General features: G+C 50.9%; 18 protein-coding genes. 5 read left to right on the plus strand and 13 right to left on the minus strand.

Translation table 11 applies throughout. The features are described from left to right. Positions 1–2: 2 nt before the first annotated feature. The 12 genes from fabZ to rpsB all read right to left on the minus strand — a co-directional run bounded on the left by fabZ (position 3) and on the right by rpsB (position 12687). A complete protein-coding gene (fabZ, locus tag FEK66_RS02930) occupies positions 3–458 on the minus strand; it encodes a 3-hydroxyacyl-ACP dehydratase FabZ (protein WP_000210739.1) in 456 nt (151 codons plus the stop codon). A gap of 104 nt (positions 459–562) precedes the next feature. After that, on the minus strand, positions 563–1588 hold the full coding sequence (gene lpxD, locus FEK66_RS02935; RefSeq protein ID WP_135493479.1) for a UDP-3-O-(3-hydroxymyristoyl)glucosamine N-acyltransferase: 1026 nt from the start codon (positions 1586–1588) through the stop codon (positions 563–565). Positions 1589–1591: 3 nt separating this feature from the next. Beyond that, positions 1592–2077: a molecular chaperone Skp gene (gene skp, locus FEK66_RS02940; protein WP_000758958.1), complete on the minus strand. Its 486-nt coding sequence runs from the start codon at positions 2075–2077 to the stop codon at positions 1592–1594. A gap of 121 nt (positions 2078–2198) precedes the next feature. Beyond that, complete coding sequence (bamA, locus tag FEK66_RS02945; RefSeq protein ID WP_130205028.1) at positions 2199–4631, minus strand: outer membrane protein assembly factor BamA; 2433 nt, start codon at positions 4629–4631, stop codon at positions 2199–2201. 29 nt (positions 4632–4660) lie between these two features. Beyond that, positions 4661–6013, minus strand: coding sequence for a sigma E protease regulator RseP (gene rseP, locus FEK66_RS02950; RefSeq protein WP_130217326.1), 1353 nt, complete (start codon positions 6011–6013; stop codon positions 4661–4663). 11 nt (positions 6014–6024) lie between these two features. Beyond that, positions 6025–6882, minus strand: coding sequence for a phosphatidate cytidylyltransferase (gene cdsA, locus FEK66_RS02955; RefSeq protein ID WP_138211409.1), 858 nt, complete (start codon positions 6880–6882; stop codon positions 6025–6027). Between the two features lie 12 nt (positions 6883–6894). Then, the gene (gene ispU / locus FEK66_RS02960; RefSeq protein WP_112014149.1) at positions 6895–7653 is read right to left on the minus strand and encodes a (2E,6E)-farnesyl-diphosphate-specific ditrans,polycis-undecaprenyl-diphosphate synthase; all 759 of its coding nucleotides are present in this window, start codon (positions 7651–7653) and stop codon (positions 6895–6897) included. Between the two features lie 188 nt (positions 7654–7841). Then, positions 7842–9038 (minus strand): 1-deoxy-D-xylulose-5-phosphate reductoisomerase, encoded by a 1197-nt coding sequence (gene ispC / locus FEK66_RS02965; RefSeq protein ID WP_131161218.1) that lies wholly within the window; start codon positions 9036–9038, stop codon positions 7842–7844. Positions 9039–9130: 92 nt separating this feature from the next. Then, positions 9131–9688, minus strand: coding sequence for a ribosome recycling factor (gene frr, locus FEK66_RS02970; RefSeq protein WP_000622419.1), 558 nt, complete (start codon positions 9686–9688; stop codon positions 9131–9133). Between the two features lie 291 nt (positions 9689–9979). Beyond that, positions 9980–10705, minus strand: a complete 726-nt coding sequence (gene pyrH / locus FEK66_RS02975; RefSeq protein ID WP_000224573.1) for a UMP kinase — start codon at positions 10703–10705, stop codon at positions 9980–9982. 146 nt (positions 10706–10851) lie between these two features. Further along, on the minus strand, positions 10852–11703 hold the full coding sequence (tsf, locus tag FEK66_RS02980) for a translation elongation factor Ts (RefSeq protein WP_000818112.1): 852 nt from the start codon (positions 11701–11703) through the stop codon (positions 10852–10854). Positions 11704–11961: 258 nt separating this feature from the next. Beyond that, complete coding sequence (rpsB, locus tag FEK66_RS02985; RefSeq protein WP_000246884.1) at positions 11962–12687, minus strand: 30S ribosomal protein S2; 726 nt, start codon at positions 12685–12687, stop codon at positions 11962–11964. Between the two features lie 367 nt (positions 12688–13054). Between rpsB and map the strand changes: the two genes are divergently transcribed. The 5 genes from map to FEK66_RS03015 all read left to right on the plus strand — a co-directional run bounded on the left by map (position 13055) and on the right by FEK66_RS03015 (position 18970). After that, positions 13055–13849, plus strand: a complete 795-nt coding sequence (map, locus tag FEK66_RS02990; RefSeq protein ID WP_001018190.1) for a type I methionyl aminopeptidase — start codon at positions 13055–13057, stop codon at positions 13847–13849. A 179-nt stretch (positions 13850–14028) separates the two neighbouring features. Next, positions 14029–16701 (plus strand): bifunctional uridylyltransferase/uridylyl-removing protein GlnD, encoded by a 2673-nt coding sequence (gene glnD / locus FEK66_RS02995; protein WP_135493478.1) that lies wholly within the window; start codon positions 14029–14031, stop codon positions 16699–16701. A 30-nt stretch (positions 16702–16731) separates the two neighbouring features. Beyond that, complete coding sequence (gene dapD, locus FEK66_RS03000) at positions 16732–17556, plus strand: 2,3,4,5-tetrahydropyridine-2,6-dicarboxylate N-succinyltransferase (RefSeq protein WP_001186656.1); 825 nt, start codon at positions 16732–16734, stop codon at positions 17554–17556. Between the two features lie 53 nt (positions 17557–17609). Next, positions 17610–18422 (plus strand): phosphodiesterase YaeI, encoded by an 813-nt coding sequence (gene yaeI, locus FEK66_RS03005; protein WP_135493477.1) that lies wholly within the window; start codon positions 17610–17612, stop codon positions 18420–18422. A gap of 161 nt (positions 18423–18583) precedes the next feature. After that, on the plus strand, positions 18584–18970 hold the full coding sequence (locus tag FEK66_RS03015) for a DUF3461 family protein (protein WP_000272188.1): 387 nt from the start codon (positions 18584–18586) through the stop codon (positions 18968–18970). 88 nt (positions 18971–19058) lie between these two features. Here FEK66_RS03015 and cdaR read toward each other — a convergent pair whose 3' ends face one another. Then, complete coding sequence (cdaR, locus tag FEK66_RS03020) at positions 19059–20216, minus strand: DNA-binding transcriptional regulator CdaR (RefSeq protein WP_135493475.1); 1158 nt, start codon at positions 20214–20216, stop codon at positions 19059–19061. Between the last annotated feature and the right edge of the window lie 36 nt (positions 20217–20252).

Consider the following 20252-nt stretch of genomic DNA (forward strand, 5'->3'; position numbering starts at 1 on the left):
TATCAGGCCTCCCGGCTACGAGCACACATCATCGTTGCTTCGCAAACTACTTTACCGTCGACCAGAGCAACCCCTTTAAAACGGGTCAGGCCGCGGCGCGTTTTTTCGAAAGTGACTTCCATGATCATTTGATCGCCTGGCACGACCGGGCGCTTGAAGCGCGCTTCGTCAATACCGGCGAAGTAGTACAGCTCACCCGGTTCCAGTTTTCCTACGCTTTTAAACGCCAGAATACCTGTTGCCTGTGCCATAGCTTCCAGAATCAGCACACCCGGGAAAATCGGTTTTCCAGGGAAATGGCCCTGGAAGAATGGCTCATTGACAGAGACATTTTTTACTGCGCGCAGAAAACGACCTTCTTCAAAATCCAGCACGCGATCCACCAGTAAGAACGGGAAACGGTGCGGCAGAAGTTCTAAAATCTCTTCAATCTGCAGAGTATGAGTGTTAGTAGTCAAGATACTCTTCCTGTCAAAATATAAGAAACGACAATAATAACACGGCCTGCCGCAATCGTAAGAATGAGACAGGCCGTAAAGTTTGGCGAACAAAAGATGGAACGTTAGTCTTGTTGATTAACCTTGCGCTCAAGCGACTTCAGACGCTTGCTCATGTCATCAATGTTCATCACCAGTGCAGCGGTTTTGCGCCAGACTTTGTTGGGTTGCAGCGGAATGCCTGAGGAATAGACGCCTGGTTCAGTGATGGGACGCATCACCATACCCATGCCCGTAACCGTCACTTTATCGCATATTTCCATATGCCCGTTGATTACGCTGGCACCGCCGATCATGCAGTAACGACCAATTTTCAGGCTGCCCGCCATAATGACGCCACCGGCAACCGCCGTATTGTCGCCAATCACGACGTTATGTGCAATCTGGCACTGGTTATCAATGATCACGCCATTGCCAATAACGGTGTCGTCCAGCGCACCGCGATCGATGGTGGTACATGCGCCGATCTCCACGCGATCGCCAATAATTACGCGACCAATCTGCGGGATCTTCACCCAGTTACCACGATCGTTGGCATAGCCAAAGCCGTCAGCGCCTACCACAGTTCCGGATTGGATCAGGCAATTCTGACCAATCTGGATCTCATGGTAAATCGTCACGTTCGCCCAAAGACGCGAACCTGCACCGATTTTGCTGTTTTTACCAACGAAGCAACCGGCGCCGATAACCACGTTATCGCCCAGTTCAACGCCGGACTCAATCACCGCGTTAGCGCCAATTGATACGTTGTTACCCAGCTTCGCCGTCGCGTCGATCACTGCACTCGGTGCAATGTTTTGCGCGGGCTGTGGCGTGGTATCTAAAATTTGCGCCATGCGCGCGTAAGTCAGGTAGGGATTCTTCACTACCAGCGCGGCACTTTTCGCGAAAGGGAGATCGTCCTGAGTCATGACAACCGCGGACGCCTGGCACAAGCCTAAATGTTCACGGTATTTAGGGTTAACCATGAACGTGATGTGACCTGTTTGTGCAGATTGCATGGACGCAACGCCGGTGATGACGATATTGCCATCACCGTGTAGTTCTGCATCCAACTGCTGCGCTAAATCAGCCAGTCGAATTGAAGGCATTACTTATTTAACCTGTTTCAGTACGTCAGCAGTGATGTCTTTTACATCGCTGCTGTTGTAAGCAACGGCGTTTGCGTCAACAACCAGATCGATGCTCTGGCTGCTGGCAACGGATTTCACAGCAGTCTGGATACGAGTAACCAGTTTACCGCGTTCTTCGTTGGAACGACGTGCACGATCCTGCTCAAAAGCCTGCGCTTTCTGAGCAAAAGTCTGGCGCTGAGCCATCACGTCTTTTTCCAGCTTAGTGCGATCGCTGCCGGCTTTCATGGACTGCAGCTTTTTCATTTTAGCTTGCAGATCAGTTTCCATACGCTGCAGTTCGCTGGCACGGCCTTTGAACTCATTTTCCAGCGTGTTAGAAACACCGGTTTTCTGTGCTACCTGCTGAAACAGGCTGCCCATATTGACGATCGCAATTTTGTCAGCCGCCTGAGCAGAAGTTGCCAGTGCTAAACCGAGACCTGCCGCTAATAACCACTTTTTCACAATAAACTCCTTACCATCCCATTTGCACCGGAAGGTGCAGTTCTTTGCGTGGCCCGGCGATCTTATCGAGATCGCCTAAAGTCATCGCTACACTACCACTACATTCCTTTGTGGAGAACACTTACCAGGTTTTACCAATGTTAAACTGGAACTGTTCAGCCTTGTCTCCATCGTACTTTTTGAACGGCTGGGCGTAGGAGAACACCAACGGCCCCAATGGGGACATCCATTGTAATGCGATACCCGCAGACATACGGATATTGCTTGGATCACTATAGTCCGGATATCCAGAGTACTGACTTGAATCCCAGTTAGTATCCCAAACGGTACCCATATCCCAGAAGAAGGAGGTACGGACCGAGTTGGCATACTTATCGCTAATGAACGGCGTCGGAGTGATGAGTTCCAGGCTGGCAACCGCCATAGCGTTCCCCCCGATTGCATCATCCGATTTACACAGGTCGGTTGCACCGTCCTGAGTTGCACATTCATAATCGTAGTCCGGATTATAATCACTGGCCTGATGCGGGAAGTAAACCGCTTTCGGACCGATGGTATTGGACTGGAAGCCACGCACGGTGCTGGAACCACCTGCATAGAAGTTTTCATAGAACGGCATTTCTTTGCCGCCTAAACCATCACCGTAGCCCCAACGAGTACGACCCAGAACAACCCATTTGTGATCGTCGTCGATCGGCACATAGGTCGCCGTGTCTAACGTCACTTTATAGTATTCGTTATCCGATCCCGGAATGGTCACTTTACCGGTCAGGTTGACACGGGAACCATCCGTCGGGAAGTAACCACGGTCGAGCTTGTTATAGGTCCAACCATAGTTAAACGTGAAGTCGTCCGTTTTGAAGCTGTTATCCTGATCAGAGGTGTTTGGATGCTCACCCATAGAGTAGAGATAACGCCACATCGCAACCTGCGGCTGCATGTTGGACAGGGAGTTATGGACATAACCCAAACCCGCACGTAGCGAGTTATATTCGTTGATCGGGAAGCCCAACGTCACGTCTGTACCATAACTCTTGTTGGTATAGTCGGACAGGTCAGCGTCATCTGCCTGGAAGTCATTATAGAAGACACGACCGCCAAGGCTTACACCATCTACAGTGAAGTACGGGTTGGTTACCGACAATTCAGCATAGGTCTGGTAATCGTTTTTGGTCCCGTTGATACCAACAGCATAACCGGTACCTAACCAGTTATCCTGCTGCACGCCAGCCTGGAAGCTCACACCACTTTCAGTACCGTAACCGATACCAAAGTTGAAGCTACCGGTGTTGCGCTCTTTTACCTTGTAGACCACGTCAACCTGGTCCGGGCTACCCGGAACACGTTGGGTATCGGTATCAACCGTTTCAAAGAAGCCCAGACGATTCAGACGTTCTTTACCCTGATCGACCAGATCGCTGCCTAACCAGGCACCTTCCATCTGGCGCATTTCGCGGCGCAGGACGGCATCTTTCGAGGTGTCGTTACCTTCAAAACGGATCTTACGTACGTAGAAACGGTTACCCGCATCAACGTTCACACGTAATTTAACAGTTTTGTCGGCGTCGTTGATTTCAGGCATCGACTGCACGCGCGGATAGGCATAACCGTAGCGACCGAGAAGTTTTTTAATGTCATCTTCCATTTTGGTCACTTTGGTGCCGTTATACAGCTCACCCGGCTCGATCTTAGTCAACTGTTCGATTTCCGCAGAGTGCCCGGCAAGGTTACCGCTCACTTCAACGCCAGAGAGTTTGTACTGATCGCCTTCGGTGATGTTTACCGTGACGTAGATACCTTTTTTATCTGGAGTCAGACTGACCTGAGTAGAGTCGATGTTGAAACGGGCATAACCGCGATCCAGATAGTAGCTGCGCAGGGTTTCAAGGTCGCCCGCCAGTTTCTGTTTCTGGTATTTACGATCGCCTACCACGTTCCACCACGGCACTTCGTCACGCAGCTGGAAATGAGAGATCAGTTCGTCGGTGGTGAAAGCATGGTTACCAACAATGTTGATTTGCTGGATTTCAGCTGACACACCTTCCTGGAACACCAGTTTTAGGTCAACACGGTTACGCGGCAGTGGGGTCACGACAGCTTTTACGCTGGCGCTGTATTTACCGACGCTGTAGTAGAAGTCTTCCAAACCTTTCTCGATATCGGCAATGGTGGTGCGATCGAGGGATTCCCCCACTCGCACGCCAGAAGCCTCGAGGTTTTGCTTCAGCATGTCATCTTTCACCGATTTGTTACCGGAGAAAGTGATGCTGGCAATGGTCGGACGTTCTTTTACCTGAACCAGAAGGGTATCACCATCACGAAGGACGCGAACATCCTCAAAGTTGCCGGTAGCAAACAGAGCGCGAATGGTATTACTGATATCTTCATCATTAACCGTGTCGCCTGTGCGCACCGGCATACTGAGGAGGGCCGCACCAACGGCGACACGCTGAAGGCCTTCGAAATGAATGTCTTTCACTACGAACCCTTCAGCACCGTATACGGTGGCGCTGCTAAACAGCAGCGACGCTATGAGCAACTTTTTCATCGCCATCGTTATTATGCGTTCTTCCTAACTAACTCTCATAACCGAGAGAAATCATTGAAAAGTGCAAGCCCCATTAACAGCACCAGCAGAATCGAGCCAATGCGATAACAAAAGTCTTGAACCCGCTCGGATACCGGTCCGCCCTTGATCTTTTCGATCGCAAGGAACAGCAGATGCCCCCCGTCAAGTACGGGCAACGGAAACAGGTTAATTATCCCTAAGTTCACGCTAATAAGCGCAAGGAACGGCAGGTAATAAACAACCCCGAGTTCCGCTGTCATCCCAGCCCCCTTGGCGATAGAGATCGGCCCACTGAGGTTGTTCAGTTTCACATCACCGGTGATCAATTTTCCCAGCATACTGACCGTCAGCTTCATCAATTGCCACGTTTTGTCCGTGGCCTCAACGATGGCGTTGAACGGTCCATACTGGCGTACAACTTTATACTCATCTGGCAAAGGAATGACTTTCGGCTCAATGCCGGCAAAACCAATCGCTTTACCCTTACCCGGTTTGCTCTCCGGGATTAATGTCAAAGACAAGGGACTCCCCTGTCTTTCGATATCTAACGCTAATGGTTTATCCGGGTTATCCCGGACAAGCATCACAAACGTCAGCCATTGCGTTAATGGCTGACCATCGACTTTAACGATCCTGTCGCCTGCTTGCAAACCCGCCTTACTTGCCGCTGAGTTTGGTGACACATTTTCCAGTACAGGTTCAATTTGCGGACCACGAGGGCGAATTCCCAAAGAAGATACCGGATCTTCCTTATCAGGCTCAAACGCCCAGTTTCGCAAATCAAGCTTTACATCTCGTCGTTGATCGCTGCCAAAAGGTGCCACCGTAAGGGTGGTGCTTTCGTCGCCGATTTTGTCAACCAGTTGTAAGCGCACGGCATCCCAATCAGGCGTTTCGATACCATCTACAGCTTTTAGTTCCGTGCCAGGTACAATTTGTGCTTGTGCGGCAATCGAGTTGGCTGATATTTCACCAACAACCGGACGAACGCCGGGAACACCAATGATAAAAACCAGCCAGTAAGCAAAGATAGCAAAAATGAAGTTTGCAACCGGACCTGCGGCGATTATCGCTGCACGCTGGCCAACAGTTTTATTGTTGAAGGCATGGTGGCGAAGTTCCGGAACAACCGGTTCTGCGCGTTCATCCAGCATTTTGACATAACCGCCCAGGGGGATCAGGGCGATGACATATTCGGTGCCGAGTTTGTCAGTGCGGCGCCAGAGCGCCTTACCAAAACCTATTGAGAAACGCTCAACGCGAACACCACAGCGCCGGGCAACCCAGAAATGACCAAATTCATGCACGGTGATAAGCACCCCCAGTGCAACAATGAACGAAGCCAAATCCCAGAGAAAACTCAGCATAATACCTTCCGTTAAAGCGTCCTGAATACCAGCAACAACAGGCAAGCAAAGACCGGCACCGCAGCCGTCAGGCTATCAATACGATCTAAAATACCACCGTGTCCTGGAATTAAATGACCGCTGTCCTTAATTCCTGCTTCGCGCTTAAACATGCTCTCAGTTAAGTCGCCGAGCACAGAAGCTAACGCTGCGACAATGGAGCAAATGAGTAAGGTGACGGGTGCGACGTCGAGATTCGCCCACATACCATAACCCCATGAGATTACTGCTGCGGTCACGAGTCCGCCAATAAAACCTTGCCAGGTTTTACCCGGAGAAACCTTCGGCGCCAGCTTATGTTTGCCAAATAATTTGCCAAACATATATGCCCCTGAGTCAGCTCCCCAGACCAGGATCATGACATAGAGCAGCCATATCGCGCCACTGTAATGATTCTCGTCATAGTGCCAAGCACGTAACGTCAGCATGCCCCAAAAGAAAGGCACAATGGTTAATACACCGAAAATAATGCGTAACGTTTTAGAGTTGCGCCAGATTGCCGCCGAACCGGGGTAAAATAGCACCAATAATAACGCAACACCCCACCAACCAAGCGAAGCCCAAAGTGAGACTTCAACCAGTGGTTGATGAATATTCCGATGATATTCCGGCAATAGAAAAAGCATCAGCGCCAGCAATAACCCGCACAGCACCGCCAGCCATACCCGCTGCGAGCGAGTGGTAAAACCGCTAAGCTGTCCCCATTCCCACGCCGCCAGCATACAAACTACCAGCGTAACAATGGCGAACCCCACCGGCGGCAACAAAAACAGCGCCGCGATGACTACGGGTATTAAAACAAAAGCAGATATCAGGCGATACTTCAGCAAAAGCGACCCCCATCAGGCTGTTTCATCACCGGGCTCGGTGCCGCCGAAACGACGCTCACGATTAGCAAAGGCATTTAACGCCCCTTCAAAGTCTTGTTCATCGAAATCGGGCCAAAGAACATCTGTAAAGTAAAGTTCGGCATAGGCAATTTGCCAAAGCAAAAAGTTACTAATGCGATGCTCCCCCCCAGTCCTAATTACTAAATCTACAGGGGCCAGTTCATGCATACAGACATGCTGGTTAAGCATCTCTTCATCTATCTGATCCGGTTGCAGGTTTCCTTGCTGCACCTTTTCAGCCAGTTGCCTGACTCCCTGGGCAATATCCCAACGTCCACCGTAGTTCGCCGCAATATTTAGCGTCAGACCGGTATTCCCGGCAGTTAACGCTTCAGATTTACGAATACGTTCTTGCAAACGCGAGTTAAAGCGACTGGTATCGCCAATAATACGCAGACGCACGTTATGTCGGTGCAGGCTTTTTACTTCGCTATCAAGCGCCCACACAAACAGTTCCATTAACGCACTGACTTCCTGCGCTGGTCGGTTCCAGTTTTCACTACTAAAGGCATACAGCGTTAACGCCTCAATACCGTTGTTGGCCGCAAAAGAGACAGCACGGCGGACGGATTTTGCCCCGGCTTTATGCCCAAAGGCACGAATCTTCCCTTGCTTTTTTGCCCAGCGACCATTGCCGTCCATAATGATCGCAACATGGCGACAGCCATGTGCTGGCAATTTTTCGCTAAGTGGTTGAGTAGCAGACAACATCACGCGTTTTTTATTCCCTGATAGGGTTTACGGTACTCAGGAATACTGAAGCCTATACAAAAAAAAGCCGTGTAAAACCACGGCATATCTGACCTTACAAAGCCAACTACTGACGATCAGATGGCGCAGACTATATCACTGAAGCCCTACGCTAACAAATAGCACGACTCTCTGTAGCCGGATTATCCTCAGCTTGCGAGACGCATCACCTCTTTTCTGGCGACCTCACGCGCATTGGCATCAACAGACAACACATCGTCCACACATTGTGGTTCGCGCATATCCATTTTTTCCAGCACGGATAAATTCAACGCGGCGATATCCGTAAAGCGGATTTGTTGCGCAAGAAAGGCTGCAACAGTGATTTCGTTTGCAGCATTCAATGCGGTCGTCGCTGCCTGGCCCTGTTCGAACGCCTTCATCGCCAGTTTCAGGCATGGATAACGCTCATAATCTGGTGCGGCAAATGTCAACGCACTTAGTTTGCAAAAATCGAGCGGCTTCACGCCAGAGTTCACGCGATTCGGCCATGCCATGGTGTGGGCAATTGGCGTACGCATGTCGGGTTCGCCCAGTTGCGCCAGAACGCTGCCGTCCTGATAACGCACCATCGAGTGAATCACTGACTGCGGGTGAATCAGCACTTCCATCTGGCTGGCGCTGGCGTTAAACAACCAGCGAGCTTCAATGTATTCCAGACCTTTGTTCATCATGGTAGCCGAATCGACAGAAATTTTACGTCCCATCGACCAGTTCGGATGACGGCATGCTTGATCGGGCGTCATTGTTGCCAAATCGCGCAAGGGCGTCTCACGGAAAGGGCCACCAGACCCGGTAAGTAAAATGGACACCACGCCATTTTGCTCAAGGTCAGCGTATCCCAGATTATGCTGAATAGGTTGCGGTAAACTCTGAAAAATGGCGTTGTGTTCGCTATCGACCGGTAATAACTGTGCTTTACTCTGCTTTACTGCGTCCATAAACAGACGTCCGCAGGTGACCAGTGATTCTTTGTTTGCCAGCAGGATGGTTTTACCGGCGCGGATCGCGGCAAGGGTAGGTAACAGGCCAGCAGCGCCCACAATCGCCGCCATCACCTGATCAACATCTTCAAGCGCCGCCATATCGCAGGCAGCTTGTTGCCCGCTTAAGACTTCGGTGCGGCTACCCTGTTGCTGTAGCATCGTTTTAAGAAGTTTCGCACTCGCTTCATCGTCCATAACGGCATAGCGGGGAGAGAACTCCAGGCACTGTTCTACCATGCGAGTGACATTTTTGCCTGCCACCAGCGCAACTACGCGGAAGTGTTCGGGATTATGGCGCACCACGTCCAGCGTGCTGCAACCAATCGAGCCGGTCGAGCCCAGAATGGTGAGTTGCTTCATGAAACATCCAGAGTTGAGACAGAATAAAAAGCAAAACGCCGCCAGCCGATCCGCAAGGATCTACTGAGCGGCGTTTTTTGTCGTTCAAGAAATCAGAACTGCATCAGTTCTGCTTCTTTGTCTGCCAGCGCCGCTTCAATTTTCTTGATTGCAGCATCAGTCAGTTTCTGTACATCGTCCTGAGAACGGCGATCGTCGTCTTCGCTGATCTCTTTTTCTTTCAACAGTGCTTTCACTTTGTCGTTCGCATCACGACGCACGTTACGTACTGCAACACGCGCCTGTTCAGCTTCGCCACGAACGATTTTGGTCAGATCTTTACGACGCTCTTCCGTCAGCGGCGGCAGCGGAACACGAATGTCGCTACCCGCAGAGTTCGGGTTCAGGCCGAGATCGGACGCCATAATCGCTTTTTCAACGGCCGGAGACATTGAACGGTCAAACACGTTGATTTTCAGAGTACGGGAATCTTCTACCGTTACGCTTGCCAGCTGACGCAGCGGCGTTGGCGTGCCGTAATATTCCACGACAATGCCATCCAGCAGGCTGGGAGAAGCACGACCCGTGCGTATTTTGCTGATTTGGGTTTTGAACGCTTCAACGCATTTGTCCATGCGTACTTCAGCATCTTTTCTGATATCGCTAATCACGTTACGAATCCTTGAAAACTTGTCTCAGTCAGACCAGACAGTCACACACAGTGGAAGTGTGCTAAGTATAGCCCTGATTAAACATATTACGGGTAATTGTCTGGATTATTAGGCTATTTTATTTGCCATTTTGGCCCCGGGCAGTGCTCGCCATCCTCACGTACTTATGTACGCTCCGGTTGCTGCGCGCTGGCCGTGACCAGACTGCCTGCAACAATAACGCCTTATAACCAGACTTACGCCCCCGCGATACTTATGCGGAATCTTACCCTTATTTATCCATCACGGGAATTATTCCGTGATTAATGTTCCTTCTTTTTCACCCATTACCACACGGCGCAGTGCACCCGGTTTGTTCATGTTGAAAACACGAATCGGTAATTTGTGGTCACGAGCCAGCGTAAAGGCCGCCAGGTCCATGACTTTCAGCTCTTTTTCCAGCACTTCGCTGTAAGTCAGCTGCTCATACATAGTTGCAGTTGGATCTTTCGCTGGATCAGCGGTAAACACACCATCAACTTTGGTCGCTTTCAGCACCACATCGGCTTCAATTTCGATACCGCGCAGGCAAGCTGCGGAGTCAGTGGTGAAGAATGGATTACCCGTACCGGCGGAGAGGATCACCACACGGTTGTTACGCAACAGGCTGATTGCTTCTGCCCAGCTGTAACTGTCGCACACGCCATTCAACGGAATAGCGGACATCAGACGAGCGTTCACATAGGCGCGGTGCAGTGCATCACGCATTGCCAGGCCGTTCATTACGGTAGCCAGCATCCCCATGTGGTCGCCCACAACGCGGTTCATACCCGCTTTCGCCAGACCAGCGCCACGGAACAGGTTACCCCCACCAATCACCACACCAACCTGAATACCCAGTTCAACCAGCTCTTTGATTTCCTGAGCCATGCGATCCAGTATGCTTGCATCAATACCGAAGCCTTCCGTGCCCTGCAGAGCTTCGCCACTCAACTTAAGCAGAATGCGTTTATAGACGGGTTTTGCATTGGTAGCCATGTTTCTTTCCTGAGACTGTCAACGATTGAAATGAATTAATACTAGCGACATTGTACGTCGCTTTTCAGCGCAGCCCCATAAGGGTTAGCTGAATTTACAAGATGGGCGCAAAAAGAAGCCGCCCTCAGGCGGCTCCTTTTCGATAATTAAGACTGCTTGGACATCGCAGCAACTTCTGCTGCAAAGTCAGTCTCAACTTTCTCGATGCCTTCACCTACTTCGAAGCGGATGAAGCCAGTCACTTCAGCGTTATGCTCTTTCAGCAGCTGACCAACAGTTTTTGCCGGTTCCATAACGAACGGCTGACCGGTCAGAGAAACTTCGCCGGTGAATTTCTTCATGCGGCCTTCAACCATTTTCTCTGCGATTTCTTTCGGCTTACCAGACTGCATCGCGATGTCCAGCTGTACCTGGTATTCTTTCTCTACCACTTCAGCGGATACGTCTTCTGGTTTGATGAATTCTGGTTTGCTTGCAGCAACGTGCATAGCGATGTGTTTAACCAGCTCTTCGTCAGCGCCTTTAGCAGCAACCAGAACGCCAATACGCGCACCGTGCTGATAAGAACCCAGAACATCGCCTTCCAGCGCAGCAACGCGGCGAATGTTGATGTTTTCACCAATTTTCGCTACCAGCGCAACACGTTCTTCTTCGAACTGTGCTTTCAGAACTTCAACGTCAGTGATTTTGCCAGCTACAGCTGCGTCCAGAACTTTGTCTGCGAACGCCTGGAAACCAGCGTCTTTCGCTACGAAGTCAGTCTGGCAGTTAACTTCCAGAATGATGCCGTAGTTGCCGTCGATTTTGGTTTTGATCACGCCGTCAGCAGCAACGTTGCCTGCTTTTTTCGCTGCTTTAATAGCACCGGACTTACGCATGTTTTCGATTGCCAGCTCGATGTCGCCGTTAGCTTCAGTCAGTGCTTTTTTGCAATCCATCATGCCTGCGCCAGTACGCTCACGCAGCTCTTTTACCAGGGATGCGGTAATTTCAGCCATTCTAAAATCCTCGGAGATGTGATCTGCCCGGCGTTAAACCGCACAGATATAAAAGTGAAAAAGGGGGCCATATGCAGGCCCCCTAACCAAACGTGTACTACCTGGTCTATAAGGGCTCTCCCCCCTTCATATTTCGCGCCGTAGATGCGTTGTCTTCGCTCGCTCATCCCGGTCACTTACTGATGTAAGCTCCCGGGAATTCTCGAGCTTGCCGCCTTTCTGCAACTCGAACTATTTTGGGGGAGTTATCAAGCCTTATTACTCAGCTTCTACGAAGCTTTCTTCCGCCTGGGAAGCCAGATCCTGAGAACGGCCTTCACGTACGGTTGCAGCAACAGCGCCCAGGTACAGGGTCACAGCACGGATTGCGTCGTCGTTACCCGGGATAACGAAGTCAACTCCGTCCGGATCAGAGTTGGTATCAACGATAGCAAATACCGGAATACCCAGGTTGTTTGCCTCTTTGATAGCAATGTGTTCGTGGTCAGCATCGATTACAAACAGAGCGTCCGGCAGACCGCCCATGTCTTTGATACCGCCCAGGCTGTTTTCCAGTTTCTCCAGCTCACGAGTGCGCATCAGCGCTTCTTTCTTGGTCAGCTTTTCGAAAGTACCGTCCTGAGACTGAGTTTCCAGGTCTTTCAGACGTTTGATGGACTGACGAACGGTTTTCCAGTTAGTCAGCATACCGCCCAGCCAGCGATGGTTCACGAAGAACTGGTCGCAGCTCAGAGCAGCGTCTTTCACCGCTTCGCTTGCAGCGCGTTTAGTACCAACGAAAAGGATTTTACCTTTGCGAGAAGCAATCTTGTTCAGTTCAGCCAGAGCTTCGTTGAACATCGGTACAGTTTTCTCAAGGTTGATGATGTGAACTTTGTTACGCGCACCGAAGATGAACGGCTTCATTTTCGGGTTCCAGTAACGGGTCTGGTGACCGAAGTGAACACCAGCCTTGAGCATGTCGCGCATGGAAACAGTTGCCATGATTAAAACCTCTATATAAAAGTTGGGGTTATGCCTCCACGTATCCCATATTACCGACCCCAAAGGGCACCCCGGAATATGTGCCGATACGTGTGTGTTGTTACACAAAGTGAGATTGTCGCTTCCGTCCAGTCTGTGTATACGAAATGGATCGGAAGTCCGGCGCGCTTTATACCACAAATACGTTGCGGACACCAATAATTGTTGGCGCTGTGTACAGCACCAGACGATGAATTTTCTATTATAGAAAACGTTCAGTGGCACGTTTGGCGAAATTCAGAATGATTCTCAATTTGCCCGGGTGTGATACCATTGACAGCACTTACATATATATTGTCGGTATCACCGACGCTGATGGACAGAATTAATGGCTATCTCAATCAAGACCCCTGAAGATATCGAAAAAATGCGCGTCGCTGGCCGCCTGGCTGCCGAAGTGCTGGAGATGATCGAACCGTATGTTAAACCGGGCGTCAGCACCGGCGAGCTGGATCGCATCTGTAATGATTACATTGTTAATGAACAACACGCGGTTTCTGCCTGCCTCGGCTATCATGGTTATCCGAAATCTGTTTGCATCTCTATTAATGAAGTGGTGTGCCACGGTATTCCGGACGATGCCAAGCTGCTGAAAGATGGCGACATCGTTAACATCGATGTCACCGTTATTAAGGATGGTTTCCACGGCGATACCTCGAAAATGTTTATCGTCGGTAAGCCAACCATCATGGGCGAACGCCTGTGCCGCATCACACAAGAGAGCCTGTACCTGGCGCTGCGTATGGTGAAACCAGGCATCAATCTGCGCGAAATCGGTGCAGCGATTCAGAAATTTGTCGAAGCAGAAGGCTTCTCTGTCGTTCGTGAATATTGCGGGCACGGTATTGGTCGCGGCTTCCATGAAGAACCGCAGGTGCTGCACTATGACTCCCCTGAAACCAACGTCGTGCTGAAACCAGGGATGACATTCACTATCGAGCCAATGGTCAACGCGGGTAAAAAAGAGATCCGCACCATGAAAGATGGCTGGACGGTAAAAACCAAAGATCGCAGCTTGTCTGCACAATACGAGCATACTATTGTGGTGACTGATAACGGCTGCGAAATTCTGACGTTACGCAAGGATGACACCATCCCGGCGATAATCTCGCACGACGAATAAGAGGAAGACAAACGCAAAAATGCCTGATGCGTCCTACCTTCTCCATTTGCAAGGAGTTGTAGGCTGGATAAGGCGTTCTCGCCGCATCCGGCATGAACAAAGCGCACTTTGTCAACAATCTGAAGCCGGCGAATGCCGGCTTTTTTAATGTGATAATGTAATCTTATGGGTGGCGCACGATGAATACCCTTCCAGAACAGTACGCAAATACCGCTCTCCCCACCCTGCCCGGTCAACCGCAAAATCCATGCGCCTGGCCCCGTGATGAATTAACTGTCTGTGGGATAAAAGCCCATATTGATATTTTCCAGCGTTGGCTGGGTGATGCCTTTGATAGTGGGATCTCCGCTGAACAATTGATTGAAGCCCGCACTGAATTTATCGACCAGCTCTTGCAACGGTTATGGATTGAAGCAGGATTCAGCCAGATCGCCGATCTGGCGCTGGTCGCCGTCGGTGGCTATGGTCGTGGCGAGCTGCATCCGCTTTCAGACGTCGATTTACTGATCTTAAGCCGTAAAAAACTTCCGGACGATCAGGCACAAAAAGTGGGCGAGCTGTTAACGCTGCTCTGGGATGTGAAGCTGGAAGTCGGTCATAGCGTGCGCACGCTTGAAGAGTGCTTACTGGAAGGATTATCAGATTTAACCGTCGCAACCAACCTGATCGAATCCCGCTTGTTAATTGGCGATGTAGCGCTATTTCTCGAACTGCAAAAGCATATTTTCAGCGAAGGATTCTGGCCGTCCGATAAGTTTTACGCGGCGAAAGTTGAAGAACAAAACCAGCGCCACCAGCGTTATCACGGCACCAGCTACAATCTTGAACCAGATATCAAAAGTAGCCCCGGCGGCTTGCGCGATATCCACACTCTGCAATGGGTGGCCCGCCGTCATTTTGGCGCAACATCACTCGATGAAATGGTCGGATTTGGCTTCTTAACGTCTGCGGAACGTGCAGAGCTAAATGAGTGTTTGCATATTCTCTGGCGAATTCGCTTCGCCCTGCATTTGGTGGTCAACCGTTACGATAATCGCCAGTTATTTGATCGCCAGCTTAGCGTTGCCCAGCGTCTGAATTACGGTGGCGAAGGTAACGAGCCTGTCGAACAGATGATGAAGGATTATTTTCGCGTTACGCGCCGCGTTAGCGAACTTAACCATATGCTATTGCAACTGTTCGACGAGGCTATCCTCGCCCTCCCTGCCGACGAAAAACCACGTCCAATAGACGATGAATTTCAGCTACGCGGCACGCTTATCGATCTGCGCGATGAAACGCTGTTTATGCGCCAACCAGAAGCGATATTACGCATGTTCTATACGATGGTGCGCAACAGTGCGATCACCGGCATTTACTCCACCACACTGCGCCAGTTACGTCATGCCCGTCGCCATCTGCAACAACCGCTGTGCAATATTCCGCAAGCGCGAAAGCTATTTTTGAGCATTCTGCGTCACCCTGGTTCGGTGCGTCGTGGACTGTTACCGATGCATCGCCATAGCGTGCTCGGTGCCTATATGCCGCAATGGTCGCATATCGTCGGGCAGATGCAGTTTGACCTGTTCCACGCCTACACGGTGGATGAACATACTATTCGCGTGATGTTGAAACTGGAGAGTTTTGCCAGTGAAGAAACGCGCCAGCGCCATCCGTTGTGTGTGGATGTCTGGCCGCGATTGCCGTCACCTGAGCTTATCTTTATCGCCGCACTGTTTCACGATATCGCCAAAGGGCGCGGCGGCGACCACTCTATACTCGGCGCACAAGACGTAGTGCATTTTGCCGAGCTCCACGGGCTGAACTCGCGCGAAACGCAACTGGTAGCCTGGCTGGTTCGCCAGCACTTGCTGATGTCGGTCACCGCCCAACGCCGCGATATTCAGGACCCGGAAGTCATCAAGCAGTTTGCCGAAGAAGTGCAAACGGAAACCCGGCTGCGCTATCTGGTATGCCTGACAGTGGCCGATATTTGCGCCACCAACGAAACGCTGTGGAATAGCTGGAAGCAAAGCCTGCTGCGCGAACTCTATTTCGCCACCGAAAAACAGCTACGACGCGGGATGCAAAACACGCCGGATATGCGCGAACGAGTTCGCCATCATCAGTTTCAGGCGCTGGCGCTGCTGCGTATGGATAACATCGACGAAGAGGCGTTACACCAGATTTGGTCACGTTGTCGCGCCAACTATTTTGTCCGCCATAGCCCAAATCAACTGGCCTGGCATGCGCGCCATTTATTGCAGCATGATTTAAGCAAGCCGCTGGTATTGCTTAGTCCGCAAGCCACACGCGGCGGAACGGAGATATTTATCTGGAGTCCGGACCGCCCCTATCTGTTTGCTGCCGTCTGTGCCGAATTAGACCGCCGCAATTTAAGCGTTCACGACGCACAAATTTTCACCACTCGCGACGGTATGGCAATGGATACCTTCATCGTACTGGAACCGGATGGCAGCCCGCTGTCCGCTGATCGCCATGAAGTCATTCGTTTTGGACTTGAGCAGGTACTGACGCAAAGTAGCTGGCAGCCACCACAGCCGCGTCGTCAACCGGCAAAACTACGTCACTTTACTGTTGAAACCGAAGTGACGTTTTTGCCTACCCATACCGACCGAAAATCATTCCTTGAGCTTATCGCTCTCGACCAACCTGGACTACTGGCCCGAGTTGGGAAAATTTTTGCCGATCTGGGAATTTCGCTTCATGGCGCTCGAATTACAACCATTGGCGAGCGAGTAGAAGATTTATTCATAATCGCCACCGCTGATCGGCGCGCACTTAATAACGAGTTGCAGCAGGAAGTGCATCAGCGGTTGACAGAGGCCCTCAATCCAAACGATAAAGGGTGATGTGTTTACTGATATGAAAAGAGTTTAACAATGCAGCAGTTACAGAACATTATTGAAACCGCTTTTGAACGCCGTGCCGAGATCACGCCAGCCAATGCAGACACCGTTACCCGCGAAGCGGTAAATCAGGTGATCGCCCTGCTGGATTCCGGCGCACTGCGTGTAGCGGAAAAAATTGACGGTCAGTGGGTGACGCATCAGTGGTTGAAAAAAGCGGTGCTGCTCTCTTTCCGTATTAATGATAATCAGGTGATCGAAGGGGCAGAAAGCCGCTACTTCGATAAAGTGCCGATGAAATTCGCTAACTACGATGAAGCGCGTTTCCAGAAAGAAGGCTTCCGCGTAGTGCCACCAGCGGCAGTGCGTCAGGGCGCATTTATCGCCCGTAATACCGTGCTGATGCCATCTTACGTCAACATCGGCGCATACGTTGATGAAGGTACGATGGTTGATACCTGGGCCACTGTCGGTTCCTGTGCGCAGATTGGTAAAAACGTCCACCTGTCTGGCGGTGTAGGCATCGGCGGTGTACTGGAGCCGTTGCAGGCTAACCCGACCATTATTGAAGATAACTGCTTCATCGGCGCACGTTCTGAAGTCGTTGAGGGCGTGATTGTCGAAGAAGGTTCCGTCATTTCCATGGGCGTATACATCGGTCAGAGCACCCGTATTTACGACCGTGAAACCGGCGAAATCCATTACGGTCGCGTACCGGCAGGTTCTGTGGTGGTATCCGGCAACCTGCCGTCGAAAGATGGCAAATACAGCCTCTACTGTGCGGTTATCGTTAAGAAAGTTGACGCGAAAACTCGCGGTAAAGTTGGTATTAACGAACTGCTGCGTACCATCGACTAAAAGTATGCACACGGGCAGCACGACGCTGCCCGATTTTTTTGCAGGGATGAGCGATGATTTCACGCCGACGATTTTTGCAGGCTGCCGCCGCGACGTTAGCCGCGGGCTCAGGTTTCGGTTATATGCATTACTGGGAACCTGGCTGGCTTGAATTAATCCGTCACCGCCTCGCCTTTTTTAAAGACAACGTTCCACCTTTCAAAATCCTTTTTCTGGCAGATCTCCATTACTCTCGTTTTGTTCCTCTAAGCCTGATTTCTGACGCGATTGCTCTTGGCGTAGCACAAAAGCCCGATTTGATATTGCTGGGCGGCGATTACGTATTATTTGATATGCCGCTGAATTTTCCGGCGTTTGCTGACGTACTCTCCCCCCTTGCCGAATGTGCGCCGACGTTTGCCTGCTTCGGCAACCACGATCGCCCTGTTGGTACAGAGAAAAATCGCTTAATTGGCGAGGCGTTGCAATCGGCGGGCATCACGGTGTTGGTTAACCAGGCAACCGTGATCGCCACGCCGAACAGGCAATTCGAACTGGTAGGCACTGGTGATTTATGGGCCGGACAATGCAAACCGCCTCCCGCCAGCGAAGCCAATCTGCCACGACTGGTGTTGGCGCATAATCCCGACAGCAAAGAAGTCATGCGTAATGAAAAGTGGGATCTGATGCTTTGTGGTCACACTCACGGCGGTCAGTTACACGTGCCATTAGTTGGCGAACCTTTTGCGCCAGTTAAAGATAAACGCTATGTCGCAGGGTTAAACGCTTTTGGCGAACGACACATCTACACGACTCGAGGTGTGGGAAGTTTGTATGGCTTGCGTCTGAACTGCCGTCCGGAAGTGACAATGCTGGAACTGGAGTAGAACATGAATGATATCGCCAGAATAAAGCAGGTAATTTTTTTAATTTTACGCCATGATAGAAGTCTGGAAGAAAAAGGCTTTCTGCGATCACAGTCGAGCCGGGCGGGCCAGGCCAAATGCTAAGATAAGCACAATTTACTGACTCATTTTGAGGTAACGCTATGTACGACAATCTGAAAAGTCTGGGTATTACCAATCCTGAAGAAATTGATCGTTACAGCCTCCGGCAGGAAGCCAACAACGATATTCTGAAAATCTATTTTCAGAAAGACAAAGGCGAGTTTTTCGCTAAGAGCGTGAAGTTTAAATATCCGCGCCAGCGCAAAACGGTCGTCGCCGATGGTGTGGGTCAGGGTTATAAAGAAGTGCAGGAGATCAGCCCGAATCTGCGTTATATCATTGATGAGCTTGATCAAATCTGCCAGCGTGACCGCAGCGAAGTTGATCTTAAACGTAAGATCCTCGACGACTTACGTCACCTGGAGTCAGTAGTAACCAATAAGATCAGCGAGATTGAAGCCGATCTGGAAAAACTGACGCGTAAATAATCCCGAACAGACAGTTAGCTCGGGCAATCCCCTCTTCCCTTCGGGGTGAGGGGAACAAGCCAGCGCCGCCTCGACCTTAACGCGTAACCTACCGCTTTTCATCCAGTTGCAACGCAACATACAGCAGCAACCTGTCATCAAAATTGCCCAAATCCAGCCCGGTCAGTTCCGATATACGATTAAGCCTATACTCCAGAGTATTGCGATGGATAAACAGCGCCTTTGACGTTGCCAGCGGCTGCACATTATGGCGAAACCACGCTGCCAGCGTCCGCCGCAGCAAGCCATTATTATCCATCGCTTTTAGCCGTGCCAGAGGACGCGCCAGTTCGTTGGCTTGCCAGTCGCCACGTAAACTGTCGAGTAATACTGGCAGCATCAGATCCTGATAAAAATAGCAGCGACTTTCTGGCATCCGCTGTTTACCCACTACCATCGTTGTTTTCGCCGTACGATAAGAACGCGCAATACTGCCAGCGCCGGTAAAATAATTGCCCAGTGACACGCGAAAACGCAACTGACCGTACTCCTTCATACGAGTAATAAGTTGCTCTACTCGCTTACGATGGTCCTCAGCATCCCAGCGCCCAAACGTATTCAATGCCGGTTTCAGCACCACCATTTCGGTTAGCGAGACTATCGCCACCAGATTGTTGCGTTCCGGCGTGGTGAGTGCATTTTGCAGTTGCTGTAGTTCCGCCATCGCGCTGTCCACGCCAAGCTGGCCGCTATCGACCTCGACAATGGCCACCACGCGGGGTTGATTGAGATCGATACCCAGTCGTTGCGCCCATTCGGTTAACGCTGGCGTATTTTCTTCAGCCTGAATCAGATGCATGACTAACTCTTCACGCAGTCGGCTATCCTGCGCCAGCAGGTGCATCAACCGCGACTGTTCCAGCATCATCTCCGCCGTCATACAGACCAGTTCACCATATTTGCGCAAATGCTCCGGTTCACCGGTCAGGCCGATAACGCCGACAATCTCGCCTTCCAGCCGTAACGGCAGGTTAATCCCCTGACGTACACCGTGCAGATGGCGCGCTACCGCATCATCGATATCGACCACCCGCCCTTGCGACAGTACCAGTAATGCACCTTCGTGCAATTCACCAATACGCTCACGATCGCCGCTGCCGATAATTCGCCCGCGAGCATCCATTACGTTGATATTGGTATCGATGATGCGCATGGTACGCGCCACGATATCCTGCGCCATTTTGGTATCAAGATGCCAGCCAGCCATAAGCCCTCCGTTATGCACGGTTTAGCATAAGGAAGT

Source organism: Escherichia sp. E1130, assembly GCF_005781065.1.
Classification (GTDB): Bacteria; Pseudomonadota; Gammaproteobacteria; order Enterobacterales; family Enterobacteriaceae; genus Escherichia.

Coding starts and splice junctions, on each gene's coding strand:
- lpxD (WP_135493479.1), bottom strand. CDS start 1,588: ATGCCTTCAATTCGACTGGCTGATTTAGCGCAGCAGTTGGATGCAGAA.
- bamA (WP_130205028.1), bottom strand. CDS start 4,631: ATGGCGATGAAAAAGTTGCTCATAGCGTCGCTGCTGTTTAGCAGCGCC.
- rseP (WP_130217326.1), bottom strand. CDS start 6,013: ATGCTGAGTTTTCTCTGGGATTTGGCTTCGTTCATTGTTGCACTGGGG.
- ispU (WP_112014149.1), bottom strand. CDS start 7,653: ATGTTGTCTGCTACTCAACCACTTAGCGAAAAATTGCCAGCACATGGC.
- ispC (WP_131161218.1), bottom strand. CDS start 9,038: ATGAAGCAACTCACCATTCTGGGCTCGACCGGCTCGATTGGTTGCAGC.
- pyrH (WP_000224573.1), bottom strand. CDS start 10,705: ATGGCTACCAATGCAAAACCCGTCTATAAACGCATTCTGCTTAAGTTG.
- tsf (WP_000818112.1), bottom strand. CDS start 11,703: ATGGCTGAAATTACCGCATCCCTGGTAAAAGAGCTGCGTGAGCGTACT.
- rpsB (WP_000246884.1), bottom strand. CDS start 12,687: ATGGCAACTGTTTCCATGCGCGACATGCTCAAGGCTGGTGTTCACTTC.
- map (WP_001018190.1), top strand. CDS start 13,055: ATGGCTATCTCAATCAAGACCCCTGAAGATATCGAAAAAATGCGCGTC.
- glnD (WP_135493478.1), top strand. CDS start 14,029: ATGAATACCCTTCCAGAACAGTACGCAAATACCGCTCTCCCCACCCTG.
- dapD (WP_001186656.1), top strand. CDS start 16,732: ATGCAGCAGTTACAGAACATTATTGAAACCGCTTTTGAACGCCGTGCC.
- yaeI (WP_135493477.1), top strand. CDS start 17,610: ATGATTTCACGCCGACGATTTTTGCAGGCTGCCGCCGCGACGTTAGCC.
- FEK66_RS03015 (WP_000272188.1), top strand. CDS start 18,584: ATGTACGACAATCTGAAAAGTCTGGGTATTACCAATCCTGAAGAAATT.
- cdaR (WP_135493475.1), bottom strand. CDS start 20,216: ATGGCTGGCTGGCATCTTGATACCAAAATGGCGCAGGATATCGTGGCG.